At 51.9% G+C, this 18,907-nt stretch carries 18 protein-coding genes, 1 riboswitch and 1 other annotated feature; of the genes, 3 read left to right on the forward strand and 15 right to left on the reverse strand.

The annotated features are described in order from the left end of the window. Positions 1–9 precede the first annotated feature (9 nt). The 5 genes from OCV31_RS01855 to OCV31_RS01875 all read right to left on the reverse strand — a co-directional run bounded on the left by OCV31_RS01855 (position 10) and on the right by OCV31_RS01875 (position 6,033). Complete coding sequence (locus OCV31_RS01855; protein WP_148472080.1) at positions 10–1,377, reverse strand: Na+/H+ antiporter NhaC family protein; 1,368 nt, start codon at positions 1,375–1,377, stop codon at positions 10–12. Between the two features lie 168 nt (positions 1,378–1,545). Further along, entirely contained in the window at positions 1,546–2,154 is a 609-nt protein-coding gene (locus OCV31_RS01860; RefSeq protein WP_148472082.1) for an ECF transporter S component, read from the reverse strand. Positions 2,155–2,213: 59 nt separating this feature from the next. After that, a riboswitch (FMN riboswitch) is annotated at positions 2,214–2,328 on the reverse strand. Between the two features lie 185 nt (positions 2,329–2,513). Next, positions 2,514–3,788: an ISL3 family transposase gene (locus OCV31_RS01865; RefSeq protein ID WP_148472084.1), complete on the reverse strand. Its 1,275-nt coding sequence runs from the start codon at positions 3,786–3,788 to the stop codon at positions 2,514–2,516. A gap of 38 nt (positions 3,789–3,826) precedes the next feature. Beyond that, a complete protein-coding gene (locus OCV31_RS01870) occupies positions 3,827–4,510 on the reverse strand; it encodes a phosphoribosylaminoimidazolesuccinocarboxamide synthase (protein ID WP_148472086.1) in 684 nt (227 codons plus the stop codon). Positions 4,511–4,650: 140 nt separating this feature from the next. Then, positions 4,651–6,033, reverse strand: a complete 1,383-nt coding sequence (locus OCV31_RS01875; protein ID WP_148472088.1) for a L,D-transpeptidase family protein — start codon at positions 6,031–6,033, stop codon at positions 4,651–4,653. A gap of 140 nt (positions 6,034–6,173) precedes the next feature. On the opposite strand from OCV31_RS01875, the gene OCV31_RS01880 reads away from it, so the two are divergent. After that, positions 6,174–6,938, forward strand: a complete 765-nt coding sequence (locus OCV31_RS01880) for an IclR family transcriptional regulator (protein ID WP_267303742.1) — start codon at positions 6,174–6,176, stop codon at positions 6,936–6,938. A 40-nt stretch (positions 6,939–6,978) separates the two neighbouring features. Here OCV31_RS01880 and OCV31_RS01885 read toward each other — a convergent pair whose 3' ends face one another. From OCV31_RS01885 to OCV31_RS01915, 7 genes are all read right to left on the reverse strand, one after another. Continuing rightward, on the reverse strand, positions 6,979–7,713 hold the full coding sequence (locus OCV31_RS01885; RefSeq protein WP_148472092.1) for a cyclase family protein: 735 nt from the start codon (positions 7,711–7,713) through the stop codon (positions 6,979–6,981). 109 nt (positions 7,714–7,822) lie between these two features. Further along, positions 7,823–9,247, reverse strand: coding sequence for an NCS2 family permease (locus OCV31_RS01890; protein WP_148472094.1), 1,425 nt, complete (start codon positions 9,245–9,247; stop codon positions 7,823–7,825). 44 nt (positions 9,248–9,291) lie between these two features. Further along, positions 9,292–9,624: a branched-chain amino acid transporter permease gene (locus tag OCV31_RS01895; protein ID WP_148472096.1), complete on the reverse strand. Its 333-nt coding sequence runs from the start codon at positions 9,622–9,624 to the stop codon at positions 9,292–9,294. Continuing rightward, positions 9,614–10,291, reverse strand: coding sequence for an AzlC family ABC transporter permease (locus tag OCV31_RS01900; RefSeq protein WP_148472098.1), 678 nt, complete (start codon positions 10,289–10,291; stop codon positions 9,614–9,616). Before OCV31_RS01900 ends, OCV31_RS01895 begins: the two co-directional genes overlap by 11 nt. A 276-nt stretch (positions 10,292–10,567) precedes the next feature. Continuing rightward, on the reverse strand, positions 10,568–10,957 hold the full coding sequence (gene rplL / locus OCV31_RS01905) for a 50S ribosomal protein L7/L12 (protein ID WP_148472100.1): 390 nt from the start codon (positions 10,955–10,957) through the stop codon (positions 10,568–10,570). 32 nt (positions 10,958–10,989) lie between these two features. Beyond that, positions 10,990–11,526, reverse strand: a complete 537-nt coding sequence (rplJ, locus tag OCV31_RS01910) for a 50S ribosomal protein L10 (protein WP_148472103.1) — start codon at positions 11,524–11,526, stop codon at positions 10,990–10,992. Positions 11,527–11,543: 17 nt separating this feature from the next. Continuing rightward, positions 11,544–11,660: a sequence feature (ribosomal protein L10 leader region), on the reverse strand. A 36-nt stretch (positions 11,661–11,696) separates the two neighbouring features. Next, entirely contained in the window at positions 11,697–12,905 is a 1,209-nt protein-coding gene (locus OCV31_RS01915; RefSeq protein WP_148472105.1) for a BaiN/RdsA family NAD(P)/FAD-dependent oxidoreductase, read from the reverse strand. Between the two features lie 80 nt (positions 12,906–12,985). Here OCV31_RS01915 and pepT point away from each other — a divergent pair, with 80 nt between their 5' ends. Together pepT and crcB are read left to right on the forward strand one after the other, a co-directional pair. After that, complete coding sequence (gene pepT / locus OCV31_RS01920; protein ID WP_148472107.1) at positions 12,986–14,203, forward strand: peptidase T; 1,218 nt, start codon at positions 12,986–12,988, stop codon at positions 14,201–14,203. After that, a complete protein-coding gene (gene crcB, locus OCV31_RS01925; RefSeq protein ID WP_148472109.1) occupies positions 14,204–14,560 on the forward strand; it encodes a fluoride efflux transporter CrcB in 357 nt (118 codons plus the stop codon). A gap of 48 nt (positions 14,561–14,608) precedes the next feature. Here crcB and OCV31_RS01930 read toward each other — a convergent pair whose 3' ends face one another. The 3 genes from OCV31_RS01930 to OCV31_RS01940 are packed head-to-tail and all read right to left on the reverse strand — an operon-like array spanning position 14,609 to position 18,899. Further along, positions 14,609–16,255 carry an amino acid ABC transporter ATP-binding/permease protein gene (locus tag OCV31_RS01930; RefSeq protein ID WP_267303743.1) on the reverse strand — a complete coding sequence of 549 codons (1,647 nt, stop codon included), beginning with the start codon at positions 16,253–16,255 and terminating at the stop codon, positions 14,609–14,611. Then, positions 16,248–17,987: an ABC transporter ATP-binding protein/permease gene (locus tag OCV31_RS01935; protein ID WP_148472111.1), complete on the reverse strand. Its 1,740-nt coding sequence runs from the start codon at positions 17,985–17,987 to the stop codon at positions 16,248–16,250. The genes OCV31_RS01930 and OCV31_RS01935 overlap by 8 nt, the downstream gene beginning before the upstream one ends. Positions 17,988–18,044: 57 nt before the next feature. Further along, a complete protein-coding gene (locus OCV31_RS01940) occupies positions 18,045–18,899 on the reverse strand; it encodes a stalk domain-containing protein (protein WP_148472113.1) in 855 nt (284 codons plus the stop codon). Positions 18,900–18,907 lie beyond the last annotated feature (8 nt).

The following is an 18,907-nucleotide window of genomic DNA, read 5'->3' on the forward strand; positions in this document are numbered from 1 at the left end:
AAATCACGATTATTGAACTTGCGGCATATCCTTTTCGAAATCCCATTTGTCTTTGGGATCGGCGAAACGGATGAAAATCGAAGCCAGGGCGAAGAGAGCCAGCAGGCCTTGGTACCAGAGGAAGGGAATGATTTCCACGGGAGAGACAGCTGCCGCGCCCAGTTCCTTGGTGAGCCCGGCGGCGATTAAAATTTGTGCGCCGTAGGGAATGATCCCTTGCATGACGCAGGAAAAGGCGTCGAGCAAAGACGCCGAGCGCCTGGGATCCACCTTAAAGTCTTTGGAGATTTCCTTGGCCACGGGGCCGTCGATAATAATGGCCACCGTATTGTTGGCCGTGGCGGCGTCCGTTACAAGGGTCAAGAGGGCGATGGAAACTTCCGCCGACTTCACGTCCTTGGCAAAGCTGCGGATCTTTTGGACCAACCATTCGATGCCGCCGTTTTGCGAAACCATGTAGGACAGGCCGCCGGTTAACATGGACAGGAGGAAGATCTCGAACATGCCGCTAAAGCCGTCGAAAATGTTTTGGGCGAAGGTCATCATGGTGAGCCCGCCGGTGGCGATGCCGATAACACCTGAAAGCACGATGCCGCTGGCGAGAACCAAAAAGACATTCATGCCGGCCAGCGCCGAAATCAGCACGAACAAGTAGGGGATGATCAAGACGAAGCTGTAGCTTAAGTCGTCGAGCACCACTTCCCCCGTAGGCTTGCCTACAAAGAGAAAGATCACGAAGGTGATAATCGCAGCGGGAAGGGCGATTTTAATATTCGCCCGGAACTTGTCTTTCATTTCCACATTTTGCGTCCTGGTGGCGGCGATGGTGGTATCGGAAATGACGGAGAGATTGTCGCCGAACATGGCGCCGCCCACCAAAGCGCCGATAACCAGGGCCAGGGACAGATTTCCCTTTTGGGCCACGCCCACGGCAATGGGGCCCACCGCCGAAATGGTGCCCACGGATGTGCCGGTGGAGAGGGAAATGAAGCAACTGATGAGAAAAATCCCGGCGGTAATGTATTGAACGGGGATCATGGACAGGGCGAAGTTAACCACGGAGTCCACGCCGCCGGATGTTTTCGACACGGTGGCGAAGGCGCCGGCCAATATGTAAATCAAACACATGATGATGATGTTTTCGTCGCCGCAACCCCGCACAAAGGAATTGAATTTGTCGTCGATCGTGCCTTCAAACATAATAAAAGCGAGCACGATGGCCGGTAAGATACACACCGGTGCCGCCACTTGGTAAAAGGCCATTTCCACGCCTCTTGCATTTAAGATCAAGCCCGTGGCAAGGTAAACCAATACAAAGAGAATAAAGGGCAAGAGCGCCGCCCCGTTGGCTTTTACTTTCAATTTGCCGTCTTCCATGACTTCCTCCTTACGAACGTTAAAAAATAGTGCGGAATGCTCCCCTGTTTTTTGATGAGCAATCGTTTTTCCTTTAAATTATTATAGTGTTTGCGCCCGCATTTGTAAAGAAAGCTTGACTACCCTTCCGGGCAAGAAAAAACCCGCTTCGAAAAGCGGGTGTTTCGATCAGTCGTGCAGGAAATGGGAGACGCGCTTGTACAAGGCCAAGGTCGCCGCCGAAACGATGAGCCCCTTCACCAAATTAAAGGGCACGATGCAATAGACCATGAGGTCCCAAAGGGATTTCACCCGAGGCGTTACGGCCCGGCCCATGTTGATGATGGCTTCCATGGGCATGATCTTGCCGTAGAGGGGAAAGACCACGAAGTAATTGCTCAAGGTGGCCACGAGGGTCATGCCGATGACGCCCATCAACAAACCGACGACGGCGCCGCGATAGGTTCTATGGCGGCTGTAAAATTTCGCCGAGAGACCGACGAAGAGGGCGCCGACGATAAAGTTCGACAACTCCCCGACCCCGCCGGTGGTGGTGCCCCGAACGAAAAAGGTGAGGATGCACTTCACCAGTTCGATGGTGATCCCCGCCACGGGACCCATAGCGAAGCCGCCGATTAAGGCCGGCATGTCGGACAAGTCGATTTTTATAAATGGCGGCGCAATAAAGGCCAAGGGAAATTCGACGTACATAAGTAGAAATGCGATGACGGATAAGAGGGACAGACGCGTCAGGTTTCGTGTGGAATAACGCGCCTTCGTCCGCTGAATTTGATTCATGGTACCTCCTTGTCGGGCACAAAAAAAGCCCGCGTCCTCGGGCATAAAAACATGAAAAAAAAGATCTTCTTTCATCCGGACTTTTACCGTCGGTATTGGAATTGCACCAATTCAGTCTTTCGACACGTGGACTTTACCACCGATGAGGAATTCCACCTCGCCCTGAAGATTTATAATCTTTGATTTGTCCTTATTATACCACGTTTGTAGATAAATGAAAACCTTTTTCAGAAAATGTCGGCAACAAAAAAAGCCCCGCAGGGCTCTTTTGCGCAATCATGCTTTTTACTGGTTCTATGTCAACCATTGGGGAGTCTAGTGAAAACTAGGCTCCTTTTTGTTTTCCTAAAAGCCATTCATCACCGACCTTTTGAACAAACGAAAAGCAGTTTCGTTCGAAAATGATGAAAGTTTTGCATCCCAAAGGCCACACGCTTCACGGTCTTGATCTTGTTGTGCGTTCCTTCCACGTAGCCGTTACTCCACGGGTAATCAAAGCTGTTGGTAATCTCCTCGAACCAGTTGGTGTAAGCGCGCAAGCAGTAGCGCCACTCCTTTAGCCCGCTTTTCTTAGCCTCTTCCATCCATGTTGAAAGAGCAGTAGCAGCGGCTTCTTTGTTTTTCTGAGAAAGGACGTAGGTGTAAAAGCCTTCTTTTAAGACGTAAGCGGTTCGAATGGCATCGCTCTTTTCGAGCATGGTGGCGACGAGGCTTTTCTCCCCTTGAGTGAGGTCTTTAGCCGGCTTTTTCAGGAGGCTACGGCTTCGTTTAAACCATTTTCTTTCTGTTACCGTCATCCGTTTCTGTTCCCGCTTCCTGACGTTTTCCAAGGCCCAATGGACTTGGCGGATAAAATGGTACCGGTCGATGACGTGGGTACTTTGTGGAAAGAAAGCCTCTTGAACGCCTTTAAAGGTGCCGCACATATCGCTGACAAAGATTTCAACGCCGCGCCTTTCCGCTCGATCGATGGAAGAGAAATACGCGGCTAAATCCTTGCCGTAGCGCGTCGGAAGAATGTCGATGATCCGATGAGCCTCCCCATCGGCCAAGGTGGTTTGGTACTTGCTTCCGCCGCTGTCTCCCTTAAACTCGTCGATACAAAAGACGCGAGGCAACTTTTTTCTGGGCACAAATAAACAAGCCACGATACGGAAAATACTCGTCGTTGAAATCCCCACCTCCTTAGCCAGCTCCGATACAGACCGGATATCTCGAAACGCATCCACCACATAAGCGATTAAGCGCTTTGTCATCTGTTTGCCCTTGGCGGCAAAGGAAAGAGGTGCCTCAAAGCGCGCCCCGCAATCCTTGCAATCATACCGTGTCTTCTTAACCCGCAGAAGCACGTGCTTTCGGCGCATCGGTGCGTCCCGAAGCACTTGCTCCCGGTGATCGTGGACCCAAGCGTGGGTCGAGCCACAGTGAGGACAAACCCGATCATGAACGGGTTTGCAGTCAATGGTAATGAGCCGTCTTTCTTCTAAAACAGCGGTAACCTCGACGTCTTGGATTCCTAAAAGTAATGTGGTAATATTGTTTTGCACTTGTTTGACCCCCTTTATTATTTTGTGGTGATTTAATTTTAGGCGATAGGGAAAACAAGTGCTATCTTTTTGCACAAAAATATCCATTGAGGAGCTTACTCCCCAATGGATATTATAGAGCCTTTTTACTTGCCGACGATCATTTCGGAAAGACGCAGGGGTTCGATGTATTCGTCCCCTTTATAGACGCGCATATTGCCGCCGGAGACTTCGTCGATTAAAACGACTTCGTCGCTGCCTTCCAAGCGGCCGAATTCCAATTTAATGTCGTACATTTCAAGGCCCCGCGCCTTTAAGTCGTCGTAGATCACTTGAGAAATGGAGCGAGTGAGTTCCTTGATGCGGTCGTATTCCCCTTCTTTTAAAATGCCCAAAAGAACCAGGGCGTCTTCGTTGATCAGAGGATCTTGGCGTTCGTCGTCTTTTAAGGTAAATTCCACGTAACGATTTAAATCGTCGCCGTCCTTGGCGTATTTGCCGTAGCGGCGGATGAAGCTGCCCGTGGCTTTAAAGCGGCAGATCACTTCCAGGCCCTTACCGAATACTTTGGCGGGCTTGATTTCCATGAGACGATTGTCAACGTCGGCGGAAATGTAGTGCGTAGGGATTTTATCTGCTTCGAATTTTTCAAAAAAGTATTTGCTCATGGCGATGCATGCGCGGCCGGAACCTTCGATGGAAAGGCCTACTTGGTTTTCACCGGGATCGAAGACGCCGTCTTTGCCCGTGACGTCATCTTTAAAGTAGAAATAGGTCTTGCCGTCTTCTTGTCGAATGTCCTTCGTCTTTCCTTCGTAAATGGTTTTCAAAATACCCTCCTGTCATACAAGCAAATCGTACAACTTATTTTACAACAAATGGCCGCGGGAAAACAGGGCTCGGGCAAAATTTTCCTCTATTTTCACAGTAATTTTTCAATGGATGAAAAAAGCGCCCCGCGGCGCTTTTATCAGATGGCGTGTTTATTGGAATTATAGATGACTACGGGCATGCCCATAAAGGCATTTTCGTAGAAGGTCGGCGCTTTCGACGGAGGCGTGTTGACGCAGCCGTGGCTGCCGCCGCCTAAATAAATTCTGCCGCCGTAACTTCCCCGCCAGTTGGAGTCGTGAATGCCGCATCCCGTCCAGTTAAAGGGCATCCAATATTTCACATAGCTCTTCCAGGTTTCCCCGGTCAGGTAGCGGTTGCGCTCTTTGGCCCAGATTTCCTGGGTGCCGGTGGGCGTTCCGTTTCCGGCGTAGGGATTGCCGGTAACGACGGGGGCGTCGATGACGAGATTGCCTTCTTTGTAAAGCCACATGTGTTGGCGGGCGATGTCGATTTCGATGTAGCTGTTGCCCAAGTCGTTGACGTTTCGGCTCACGGCTTTTCGCTTGTACACCGGCTCCATGCTTTGAACTTTTTTATCCTTCATAGCGAGCATAAGCTGCTCGCGGGTCTTGGGCTGGTCGATTTGCCAACCGTAAATGCCCCCTTTGACGCGCATCATGGCGCCGCCGGTGGCTTGAAAATCCCGCGTGCCTCTGAAGGTGTCGTACTTTTCGCCCAGACCGGCCACGTATTCCTTCACTTTTTCTTCGTCCGGCTCCAGGCTGCCGTCGTCGGCAGATTTGTAAAGATTAATTAAATTTTCCCCGGCCAACACTTCTTCCCGATCGGAAAAGGTGTAGGTGAGCTTGTATTCCTCGATGGCGTTTAAGCTGGCCACGTGTTTTTTCATGTGGTCCAAATCTTCCGCCGGCACGGGCTTCAAATAGAGATCCGCTTTCTTCGCGTCCAGTTTTTTATCCTGTTTATGCAGAGATTTTAACACGGCTTCTTTGAGCTTCGGTCCGTCAAGGCGCGTGCCTTCCCTGGCTTCGGTAATGACATAGCCCTTGCCCTCTTCGTAGGCGATCATTTCCGGCGTCGGGTCCGTAATGTCTTTATCCGCCACCATGTGCATGCTTGCCAATGCCTTTTCAAGCTTTTCGTCGTCGTAGGTGATGGCGGTATTTACCTTGTAATCTTTCTTTGCAAAGGCATAAACCGGCCAGGCCCAGGGACTGTATTCCTTCATTTGAAAATCAGGCATGGTTTCTTTGTAGTCGATGCTCGACGCCTTTATCGTGTCGGTTTTTTCGTCTTTTCCCACGACGGTCAAGGCGTAATCCTTCCAGGACGCTTCGAAATTTCCCCTTAAATCGGCTCGCGGCTGAAGGGAAATATCCGCGCCGTTTACCGAGGTGTTCGGCATATAGACTTGCGTAAAGGCCAAAGCCCCGATCACATAGATAAGGGCCAACACGCCGAGGACGATGGCCGCTATTTTTCCGGTTCTGTTGCTCAAGATCCTTCTCCTTTTCTATTTAGTCGCTCTAATAGTGTATCATAAAATTTTCACTGTTCAAGATGATTTTTCCCTTTCTCTTCGCGTTCATGTGGTGTAATCTTATTATAGGAAACGATATAGACAATGAGGAGAATGTTATGGACAAGACGCCCCGAACCATTCAGTCCCTTGCACGGGCATTTGCTATTTTGGATTGCTTCGATGCCGTGCATCCGAAACTGAGTTTGTCGGAAATATCTAAACTAGTGAAATTAAATGTGAACACCACCCGCGGTTTGGTCAATACCCTGGTTCACTTTCAATACTTAAGCCGCGACGAAGCGGAAAATGACTACCACTTGGGCTTGGCTTTTATTCCCAAGGCCAATCTCGTGGAAGACCAATACTTATTTCACGTAAAAAATAAAATTCAGCCCATGCTTCGCGTTTGGGCCAATGCCTTTGAACTGAGCGCTCGTTTAAATATGGTGGAAGACGGCCAGCTTTTAACCGTATTTACGGAAGTGCCGGACAACACCCGCTACTTGATTATGACCCGCTCACGCACGCCCTTTCCCCTCCACGCCACGGCCTCGGGCAAGGCCTATTTGGCCAGTTTGCCGGAGACGGTGGTGGACAAATACATTAAAGACACGCGCCTGGTAGCCTACACGGACAAGACCATTACGAAAGATTCCGTCTTGAAAGAGGAGATGCAGGCCACGCGAGAAAAAGGCTACGCCCTAGAAATCGGCGAAATCAACGACGGCCTCGGCTCCATCGCCATTCCCATTTTCGACAAGCGAAGGGAATGCATCGGCACCATCTCTCTTTCCGGCGCCAACGAAGAAATTCTGGAGAATGAGCGCGAAGCCTTCGCCACGGTGCAGGATTTCCTCGACGAATTAAATCCCCTGTGGTAGAGAAAAAGCTATTGCCTGTGATCGGGCAATAGCTTTATTTTTATGCGTCGAAGACGGCGGTGACTTCGGCGGGAAAGGCAACGGCGCCTTTGATGTGAAGGACATTGATCATAATGATACCCCCCGCAGCGGGCACGCGATCCAAATTGGCCATGACTTCCACCTGGAATTTGTTTTCGTTGAGCCAAAAGCGTTGGGCCACCAAATCTCCCGCTTCGGCGGCTTCGGGGCCGGCGTCGGTGTTTAATGTTTCGTGGCCGATAGCGGCGATCTTCCGCGTGCGGCTCAAGTACTCGAGAGCCGCCACGGACCAGCCCGGCGTCACTTCCACACCGTCGTGGGTGTTGGTGAAGTCTTCTTGGGAATAAATCCGCTTGTACCAGCCCGAGGAGAAGGCCACGAAGGCCCCTTCCGGGATGGCGCCGTATTCTTGTTCGAAGGCCAAAATGTCGTCCACGGTGACGGCGTAGCCGGGATCTTCCTTGACCTTGTCTTCCAAGTGGAGGACGTAGAGAGGCAGGTAGCGCTCTTTCGGCGAAATATCCGATAAAATCTTTCCCCCGGCCATAAAATGGGCCGGTGCGTCCACGTGGGTGCCGTGGGAGGTGCCCAAGGTGTATTCCCGATTGTCCGAGCCCGTTTCCTCCAAGGTCGTGAGGACTCGCTCGCCCAAGGGATTAAAGGCCTGGTAAATGGCCATGTCTTTCGTCACTTCGTGGGTTAAACTCACCCAGCTCTTTTCTTTTAATGCGTGTAGTAAATCCTGTGTCTTCATAAACTCCCCTTTCGTCGTTTCTTTTCTGTCGTAATTTCATTATACCCTACGCCCTTATTTTCTGCATTTTTTCCGCGGCACAAAAAAAGAGGCCGAAGCCTCTTTTCTCCTACATGGCCAGGTAGGCCATAAGGGCGTAATTGATTAAGAATAAAATCGACGAGCCCACGATAATCGGGTGCAGCTCTTTGGCTTTTCCCTTCAAAATCATGACGACGCAGTAGAAAATAAAGCCTGCGGCGATGCCGTTGCTGATGGAGTAGCTGAAGCCCATGAAAATCGAAGCGAAGAAGGCCGGTACGGCGCATTCCAAATCTGTCCACTCAATTTCCGCAAAGCTTGCGCACATCATAATCCCGACGATGATCAGTACGGGAGCCGTGGCCTGTGCCGGAACCATGCCCGCCACCGGCGCGATGACGATGGCCAACAAGAACATGGCCGCCGTAACGACGGAGGTAAGCCCGGTGCGACCGCCGGCGCCGATGCCCGCGGCACTTTCTACAAAGGTGGTGGTGTTACTGGTGCCGATAAAGGCGCCGATGACCGTGCCGATGGAGTCGGCGAAAAGGGCCTTGTCCAGTTTCGATTTAAAGCCGGAGCTGGATTGCATATTGCGAATGTCTTCTTCGCTGAAAATTCCGGAGCGACGGCCGGTTCCGATAAAGGTGCCCAAGGTGTCGAAGGTATCGCTCAGTGAAAAGGCGAAGATGGTCATAAGCACCAGAGGAATCCGCGCCGGATCGGAAAAGAGGCCGAGGAGCCCTTCTTTGCCCAGGGCCACGCCGAAGACCGTGGAAAGGTCTTGGAAGGAGCTGGCCACGGAGGGGCTTTCCGAAAGTTTCGACAGATCCACGACGCCCATGGGGATGCCGATAAGGGTCGTGGCTAAAATACTGAGTAAGATGGCACCTTTCACATTCTTAATCACCAAGACCACGGTGATCAAAAGGCCGATTAAGGCGAGGAGCACGCCGGCATTGTTGAAATTCACCAAGGCGGGCACGGCGGCGGAGGAGCCGATAATGGTGCCGCCGTCCAGAGCCTGATAGGTGCCGGGATCCAGAGTAAAGTTCAAAAGGCCGCAGTTTTTAATGCCGATGTAGCCGATAAATACGCCGATGCCGCCGCTGATGGCGTGTTGCAGGGATTCGGGGATGGACGTAATAATCATCTTCCGAACTTTCGTAACGGTGATCAACACATTGATGACGCCGCACAAGAAGACCATGCCCAGGGCTTCTTTCCACGTAAAGCCCAAACCGAAGACGACGGTGTAGGTGAAAAAGGCATTGAGTCCCATGCCCGGTGCCAAGGCGTAGGGCACATTGGCGAAAAGCCCCATGACCAAGGTGGAGACCACCGAGGCGATAATCGTGGCTAAGAAGACGGCGCCCCAGGGAATGCCCGTTTGGGAAAGAATCGCCGGATTGACGAAAATAATGTAGCTCATGGCAAAGAACGTGGTCATGCCGGCTAAAATTTCCGTGGAAAAATCCGTGTTATTTTCCCGTAATTTAAAGAATGATTCCATAAACTTCCTCCTTAAAAATAGTTCGGAAACAGTATATCACGAAATTATCCGACGAACACTTGCTGAATTAAAAACATGTAAACCGCCGTGCCCAGGACAATGGAGAGAATGGATTTGCGCTTCCACAGATAACTTCCCGCCGTCACGAGACTCGCCACGGTCAGGGGAACGAAGCCTGCGAGGGAATCGAAGCGCATGGACCTGAGGCAGTAAATAATTAAAAGCCCCATCATGGAGTAGGGCAAAAGCACGCCCAGATCCTTTACGATTTTCGGAATGGTATCTCGTTTGGAAAAGAAAAACAAGGGGAACATGCGAATGAAAAAGGTAATGGCCACGGCGATGGCGATGGCGATATAGACTTCTTTAGTTGACATGTTTCCTCCTATAATACAGATTTCCGATTAAAATGCAGGCCATGGCGGGCAAGAGAAAGGCGTCGCGACCGAAAAGAAGGACGGCGAGAAGGGACGCGGCCAGGCCCAAAAGTGCCGGGAAGTGATGATCCGTTCCCTTCCACTGCTCGATAAAGGCGGTGATGAAAATGGCGGTCATCATAAAGTCGATGCCTTCCACACTGAAGGGAAGCACGCTCCCGAGCAGGGCGCCGAGTAGGGTGCCCGTCATCCAATACAGGCAATTTAAAAGCCCGATGCGAAACATATCCTCGGCTGAGGCCATGCCCCCGTCTTCCCCCGCCGTGATGTAGAGGGAGAAGGTTTCGTCGCTGCAGAAATGGGTGGTGAGTATTTTCTTCCACATGGGCTGCCCGCTCAGGGGATTTAAGAGAGAAATCGTGTAGAATAAATACCTTAAATTAATGGAAAAGGCCAAAATCACCAGCTCAAGCACGGCGAGGTGCTGCGCAAACAAACTGACCATGGCAAATTGCATGGCGCCGGCGTAAATGCCGAAACTCATCAAGAGGCTCACCAAAGTGGAGCGGCCCACGGAGCGAATCAATACGCCGAAGCCCATGCCCAGTAATAAATAACTGATCAATAGGGGAATGGTCTTGGGAAAAACCCGTTTAAATTCTTTCATACTATATTTTCACACTGCCCTTCTTCTGTTTTCCTACCTATTGATTATACACGCTCCCATGAAAAAAGTGTAAAAAATCCCTAAATTTCAACGCTTTAGCGAGGTGTCACAGTCGCGCTGATCCCGGTTAAAGGGAAAATTCTCTGCAAATAAATCCTGTTTTCCCGGAAAATGAATTTGGTTTTCACAGGGCTTTCCGAGGATTGACAGAACACAGAAAAAATGCAATAAAAAAAATCCCCACTCCGAAGAGTGAGGACTTTTCGTAAGACGATCTTACTTAACTTCGACAGTTGCGCCGACTTCTTCCAATTTAGCTTTGATTTCGTCAGCTTCTTCTTTGTTAGCGCCTTCTTTAACGGGCTTCGGAGCGCCGTCAACGAGAGCTTTTGCGTCTTTTAAGCCGAGGCCGGTGATGTCTTTAACGACTTTGACGACCTTAACTTTTTCTTGGCCTGCGGATTCGAGGATAACGTCGAATTCGGATTTTTCTTCAGCGGCTGCGCCTGCTGCTGCGGCTGCCGGTGCGCCTGCTGCTGCTACTGCGACGGGAGCTTGTGCGCTAACGCCGAATTCTTCTTCTAAAGCGCTAACTAAGTCAGCGAGTTCAATAACGGTTAATTCTTTGATCTCTTCAATAAGAGCGGTTACTTTTTCAGATGCCATAGTATATATACCTCCGTAAATGATTTGTGCCCTTAGGCGGTTTCTTCTTCCTTCTTTTCGCGGATTTGGTTAAGCGCAACGGCGAGACCGCGGATGTTTCCGGACAGGACAGTTGCCAGTCCTTGAATCGGTGCGTTTAAGCTGCCGAGCAATTGTGCAACAAGCACTTCGCGGCTCGGTAATTTTGCCAATGCCTTGACTTCGTCGATGGAAACGACGCGGCCGTCTAAGATACCGCCTTTAATTTCTAAGCGGTCGTTCTCTTCGGCGAAATCGTTTAAGATCTTTGCCGGTTGAACGGCATCTTCAATACCGAAAGCGGCGACGGTGGGGCCGACGAGCAATTCGTTGGCGTCTTCGTTGCCGGTAGCGTCGAAGGCACGTTTCAACATGGTGTTTTTGTACACCTTGTAGTCAACGCCGTGTTCGCGCAGTTCCTTTCTCAATTTGGTTACTTCTTCCACCGTTAAACCGTGGTTGTTAACCAAAACAATGGATTGAGACTTTTCGATCTTTTCCTTGATCTCATCGACTAAGGCAATTTTCGATTGGAGTAGCTCTTCTTTCACAGATTCACCTCCTCGTTTTCTACATAAAAAAATCACATTGCAGACACAATGCGAGTACTAAAATCAAATTCAGTCACCTCGGCAGGAAATTAAGGCGAACCACCTGCTGTCTGCGGTTTCAACTCATTCATAATACCAAAGAAAAGCCCCTGTGTAAAGGGACTTTTTCATTATTTATCATTTTTTATGATGGCACGGGCGATGCGATGGGCGGAGGCCAGGGCCCAGTGAATGTTGTAGCCGCCGCAGTCCCCGTCCACATCCAGCACTTCCCCGGCGGCGTAAAGACCCGGGGCGTAAAGGGACTCAAGATCCGCGCTAAAGCCCGAAAGGGCCATGCCGCCGCAGGTGACCTGGGCGTAGTCGAAGCCCCGCACACCGGTGACGGGCAAGGTAAAGGAAAAAAGCAGTTTCAAGAGGCGGTCTCTCTCTTCCCAGCTCAGCTGATCCATGGGCTCTCCCCCTTTCAGGCCGCATTCCTTTAAGACCACGTGCACCCATTTGTTGGAGAGAATGCCGTCGAGAAAATCCTTCGCCGACGCGGGGAGGTAGCTTCTCCCCTCCAGAATGTTTCGGTAATCCGGGAGTTGATCCAAATGATTGAGCATGGGGAATGAGACAGTGTACTCGCCCTTTCTCTCTCCCACGGCACGGGCAAGATCCAAGACCGGCGGCCCGCTGATACCGTCTTTGGCGAGAAGAATTTCCCCTTCTTCCGAGGCGATCCCCTCCCCGTTTCTGTAAAGGGTGATTCTACCCTGCACTTTCGTGCCGTTTAAGTGTTTTAAATAGGAACTTTCGCAGAGAAGCGCGGAGATTCCCGGAAAGATGCGGGTTTTCTTGTGGCCGAAGGCTTTCATGAGGCCGTAGCCCTTGCCGTCGGAGCCCGATTGGGGCATGGCCATGCCCCCGGTTGCCACGATGACTTTATCGGCGAAAAAAGAATTTTCCCCGCTAGCGAGCAGGAAGCCGCCCTTTGATTGCTCGATACTATCGATGCAGGTCTCCACCACTTCCTCGCCGCCGGATGCAAAAAAGCGGCGACGCAGAGCATTTAACACCGTGCGGGCCTGAAGGGTGGATGGGTAGAGCTTGCCCCGTTCCTCTTCGACCAAGTCGATCCCCAGGGCGTCGAAAAATTCCCGCCGCGCTTCGGCGGAAAAATACGTGCCGGGATCGAAGGGCAGGGGCGATTCGCTGTGCCAATGGTCCGAAGAGAGATCGGCATTGCTTACATTGGCGCGGCCGTTTCCCGTGGCCAGTAATTTTTTCCCCACCCGATTTTTTCGCTCGTAGATCGTCACGGCACATCCCGCCTCGGCCAGGAGACAGCCTGCCGTAAGGCCGCTCACGCCGCCGCCGATGATGGCGATTTTCATAGAAAAACCCCTTTCTTTTTCCCCGAGTATAGCACGCCCATGTGCTACAATACAAGTTAGGAAAAACGAAAGGAGATTCCATGAACATTACCGAACGACTGAAAAAATACGTACAAGTTTACACCACCAGCGACGAAAGTTCCACGACCTATCCTTCCACGGCGCGCCAATTCGATTTGGCCCATATCCTCGTGGACGAGCTCAAGGAGCTTGGACTTTCCGATGCCAAGGTCGACGAATACGGCTACGTCACCGCCCATCTGAAGCGCAATGTGGACAAAGACCTTCCCACCTTGGGCCTCTTATCCCACATGGACACGGCGCCCGCCGCAAAAGGCGAAGGCGTCAAGCCCCGCGTCATCCGCTACGAAGGCGGCGACATCCTTTTAAATAAAGAAAAAAACATCGTCCTCTCCGACAAAGATTTCCCCGCTTTAAAAGACGTAGTGGGCCTGGATCTCATGGTCACCGACGGCACCACCCTTTTAGGTGCCGACGACAAGGCGGGCATCGCCATTATTATGGACAGCCTCCGAACCCTCATCGAAGAGGACTTGCCCCACGGCGATTTGGCCATCGCCTTCACTCCCGACGAAGAGGTAGGCCGCGGCGTGGATCACTTCGACGTGGAGTCTTTCGGTGCCGACATTGCCTTTACCGTCGACGGCTCCCGCCTCGGCGAAGTGCAATACGAATGCTTTCACGCCGTCAGCGCCAAAGTTGAAATTCAGGGCGTGAGCGTCCACCCGGGCACGGCGAAAAATCACATGATCAACGCCATCAGCCTCGGCATGGAGCTGGACCGCATGCTTCCCGAACAGATGCGCCCTGAGTACACGGAAGGCTACGAAGGCTTTTTCCACTTGGATCAATTCCGCGGCAATGTGGAGGCGGCGGAAATGGACTACATCCTCCGCGACTTCGACGCCGATAAAGTAGAGAACATGAGCGCAATCCTTCAGGCCGCCGTGGATTTCTTAAACAGAAAATACGGCGAGCGCATCACCTTGACCCTGGAAGAAAGCTACCGCAACATGCGGGAAAAAATCGAGCCCCACATGGACCTTATCGATCTCTGCGTCGAGGTCATGGAAGAAGAGGGCATCGAGCCTGTAATCGAGCCCATTCGCGGCGGCACCGACGGCAGCCGACTCTCCTGGATGGGGCTGCCCACGCCGAATTTATTTACCGGCGGCATGAATTTCCACGGCCCCTACGAATACATTCCCATTCAACACATGGAAAAGAGCCGAGACGTGGTCGTGGGGCTCATTCAAAAAATGGCGACGAGGGCGTAAATGCAAGTCCTCTTTGCCGCAGCCGGCGGCGCTCTGGGCGCGACCAGTCGCTTCTTGATCTCCCGGCTGCCCCTTTCAGGTCACGGCCTGCCCCTTCCCACCTTTCTCGCCAATCTCATGGGATGCTTTCTCATGGGCCTTATCGCGGCCAAGGCCGAGGCCCGCGGCATGGATCCCAATGTGCAGATTTTATTAAAGACCGGCTTTTGCGGCGGCCTCACCACCTTCTCCACCTTCAGCGCGGAAACCGTGGCCATGATGGAAAAAGGCCACATGACCACCGCTGTTCTCTATGTCGTCGCCACGGTGGCGGCGGGCTTTATCGCCCTCTATGCCGGCGGCCAACTGTTTAAATAAAAAAGAGCTTCCCGCTCGGATTTTTTCCAAGCGCGGAAGCTTTTTTTATTAAGAAACGCGATCAGTCTCTAAATGGATGATTCGATCCGCTACAGTTAAAGAAGAGGGACGATGGCTCACCATGAGTACCGTCTTCTCCCCTGCCGTCTCTTTCAAAGACCGCAAAATCATGGCTTCATTTAAGCTGTCCAGATTCGATGTCGGTTCATCCAAGAGCAAAAAGGGCGCGTCATGCAAAAAGGCGCGGGCCAGACCCAGGCGTTGCCGTTCACCCGATGACAGGCGGCTACCCATTTCGCCGATTTTCGTGTCGTACCCCTTGGGGAGGGAAAGAACGAAATCGTGGACAGCGGCTCGGCGACAGGCCGCTTCCATTTCCTCCTTCGTGGCATCCAAGCGGGCCAAGCGCAAGTTCGATGCAATGGTCTCGTTAAACAAATAGGTTTCCTGGGTCATAAACCCTTCCGCTTTTCTTAAAGATGCTGTGTCGATGGCTCGAATATCTTCGCTCCCGATCTTCACGGAGCCGCCGTCTACGTCCCAAAAACGCATAAGAAGACGAAGAATCGTGGATTTTCCGGAACCCGACTTGCCCTGAAGGGCGAGGATTTCCCCTTTTTTTACTTCCAGATTCATGGCTTGCAAAATCGCCGTGTTTTCGTAGGAAAAATCCACCGCTTCCAGTGCGGCCCCCGTAAAATTCACGGCGACGCCATTTTCAACTTCTTCCACTTTCGGGCACTCATCTAAAATATCCAACACCCGATTGCCCGCAGCAAAGGTGGGCTGCAGGGTATTTCCCAAGGCGGCCAGGGCGAGCACAGGCCCGTAAGAGGAAAGAATATAAACCACCGCCGTAAAAAGCATGACCACATCTTCCGTGCCTCTCAGGTAGATCATGCCCGCCAAGACCACAAGCCCCAAGTGCAAGAGGCTTAACACCATGCCCGTCATCGCCATGCCGAAAGCCGTCTCATCTTTTAAGCGGCCGCCCGCCTCGATGCTTTCTCGGCTCATGGCTTTTAAATTCTTTAAATAGCTTTCCTCAAAACGATACTGGAGAATTTCTCTCAGTCCCCGCAAGCCGTCTAAGACAAAGCCGCTCAAGCGGCCGCTTGCATTTCGCGCATCGAGACCGAGGTTTTTGTTTCGCTTGGACAGATACAAGGGTAGCCCCACGCCGACGACGGTGTAGCCGAAGGCGGCATAGAGAGCCAAGAGCGGCTCCGCTTTCGCGAGAAGAGTCACAGATATGAGGGAGAAAATCAAGGCGATGGCCGCGGGGGAAATGGTGTGGGCGTAAAATACTTCCAACAATTCAATATCCGAGGTGATCAGGGTGATGAGATTGCCCTTATCTTTTCCTTCCAACTTCGCCGGGGCCAATTTTCGCAAAGAAGCAAACACCTTGCTCCGCAAAATGGCAAGAATTTTAAAGGCGATGTGGTGATTGCATAGCTGCTCGCCGTAGCGCAAGGGGCCCCGAAGAAAGCCGGCGATAAGAATGGCCGCCACCAAAGACGGTCCAACCCACACGCCGAAATAGGCCGATGCCAGGCCGTAGGCCGTTAAGGCGGAAATGGCCGTTGCCGAGAAAAAGCCCAGCACGCCCAGGGCAATGGCCAGTGCCATCACAGGCGCCAGGGGCTTGACCAGCCCGATGAGCCGCCCCATCACTTCCATTGGTTTACGCATACACTTCACCTCCCCGGTAGCTCTCAAGTTCCGCCTGTGTCTTCCACAGGGCGCTGTACATGCCGCCTTTTTCCAGCAACTCCTCGTGTCGGCCTTCTTCCACCAACTGCCCCTGATTGAGAACCAGGATCCTGCCGGCGTCTTTCACATTGGCCAGGCGATGGCTGATAAATAACACCAAGCGGGTTTCGGCCAGGGCGCGAATTTCGCCGACGATTTTTTCCTCGCTTTCCACGTCGATATTCGACGTCACCTCATCGAAAATGTAAACCGGCGTGTCGTGCAGTAGGGCCATGGCGAGGCTGAGCCGCTGCCGTTGGCCGCCGGAGAGATTGCTTCCGCCGCTTTGAATGATGGTATTCAGCCCATCTTCCGCGGCAAAATATTCTTTTAAATTTACACGCTCCAAGCTGTCCCACATGGCCGCCACCGAGGCCCGGGGATTGGCCATAGCCAAAAGTTCCCTTACACTTCCGCCTATTAAGTAGCTTTCGGCGCCTAAGTAGGTCACATGATCCAACAGGCTTTTTTCTTTCGTGTGGGAAAGTTCCACATCGCAAAAGGCCAAGGATCCGCCGTAGCCTTTCAGCTGCTTCGACAACACGGCGGCCAAAGTGGATTTCCCCGAGCCCGACGGCCCGACGATGCCCACAAGTTGCGGTCCTTTTACGTCGAAAGACAATTGATCCAAGGCATTTTTCTCACCGTCGTAAGACAGACTCAGACCCTGTGCCGTCAAGCGATCCGCCTCGGGCGCCATAGCCAGAGTACCGTCTTCTTCCTCCTCCAAGTCAAGAAGATCAAACATTCTGTCCGCCGCCGCCATGCCGTTCATGGCGATGTGGAAAAAAGATCCCAATTGCCGCATGGGCAAAAAATAATCCGCCGACAAAAGCAAGATAAACAGAGCATCAAAAAAATCTAAGCGGCCGCTCATGCAGGCTTTTAAACAAACCACCAAGGCGATGGCCGCGCCGCCGTAGGCAACGAAGTCCATGACGATGATGGAATTAAGCTGCATGGTCAAGACGCGCATGGTTTGTACGCGAAAAGCTTCCGCGGATTTTTCCATTTGCCTGTGGCGATAAGGATCGGTGCCGTAGATCTTCAAGGTGGTGAGGCCCTGAAGGTTTTCTAAAAACTCGTCCCCGACATCGGTGTATTCCGTCCAATACTTGGCGAAGGTTTTTTTCGCAAAGGTCTGAATCAATGCAATGGCCAAGGGAATCAGGGGCACACCGATTAAAAGCACAATGGCCACGGTCCACGACATGGAACCGATGAGGAAAAACAGAAAAACCGGCGCGATCATGCTATAAAAAAACTGGGGCAAGTAGGCGGAAAAGTAGATTTCCAATTGATCGATCCCCTCGCCGATCATCTGCACCGCCTCCGCCGAGCGCAGACGCTCTTTGTAGCGGACGCCAAAGTTCATAAGCTTTCGAAAGAGTGCACTGCGCATTTTTTCTTTTACAGATGCCGATGCGGCGTAGGCCAGGCGCACTTCTTTTTTTGCCACGACAAAGCGCAAGAGATAAATTATAAAACTGCCGATTACGGCAAAGGATAAGGACCTTTGCCAAGCACTTTCCGTAAAAAACAGGCGCAAGGCATAGACCAAAAGCCCCGTTGCCAAACTATTCAAAACCAAGAGCAGGCACTTCAGCCCCACGACTTGAGCGATGGCTTTTTTGGATTCGCTGAAATAGCGGAGTAATCGCTTGTCGATCAATCCTTTCCCTCCTTTCTTTCAAAAAATAAAAGGGCCGGCGAAGGCGCCGGCTCCCTTCTATTTTTGAATGATGACTTCGCGATTGGCTGCGTTCCAGTCCACTTTGGCGCCGGAAAGTTCGCCGATGGCGCGAATGGGCACCATGGTGCGGCCGCCCTTAATCATAGCGGGCACGTCGATGGCCGTTTCCTTGCCGTCGGCGCGAACAATTTTCTTCGAGCCGATGGTAAGTTTCATGGCCTTTGCGCCTTCGTCGACGGTGACCGTGCGGGTTTTTTGATCCCAACCCACTTTCAGCCCCAGGGCTTCAGAGATAAAGCGGACAGGCACCATGGTGCGACCGTCTTTGATAAATGCAGGGCTGTCTGTTTTGACTTCCTTCCCGTTGACCAAAATCGTAATGGCTTTTTTGTCGCCTTTGGCTTCGGGGGTTTTGTTCGATTCCGCCGCTTTGGTCATTTTTGCTTGAGACCAGTCGAAAACCAGGCGTGCCTTTTGTTCACCGGCACCGGGCGTGCCGCCTTGCATTTGGTCCATGACATCTACCCATACGGCGACGTCCACCATGTTTTCTTTTGCTCCGCTTTCAAAAGTGAAGCATTTTGTGTATTCGCCTTTGCCTGCGAGGCCGGTAGCTTCTCTACGGCCTCCCGTGAGGACAAAGAGATTGGTTAAATTTCCTTGTTGGTTCATGAAATTCAGGGGCTTTACATAGACTTTGTAGGTGAACTTGCCCCCTTCTTCCTTCACTTCTGCAACGGGAGAAAGAGCCTTGTTGGCCATGGATTCTTTTTCGGCTGTGGCATGTTTTAATGCCACGGGAACGTCGTAGGTTTTGCTCGATTCGGCATGGGCCATATTGGGCGCCAGTAAGCACACAAGGGCCAGGGCCAGGGATAAGATTTTTTTCATCGTCGTTC

Source organism: Aedoeadaptatus acetigenes, from assembly GCF_025566985.1.
Lineage (GTDB): Bacteria > Bacillota > Clostridia > Tissierellales > Peptoniphilaceae > Aedoeadaptatus > Aedoeadaptatus acetigenes.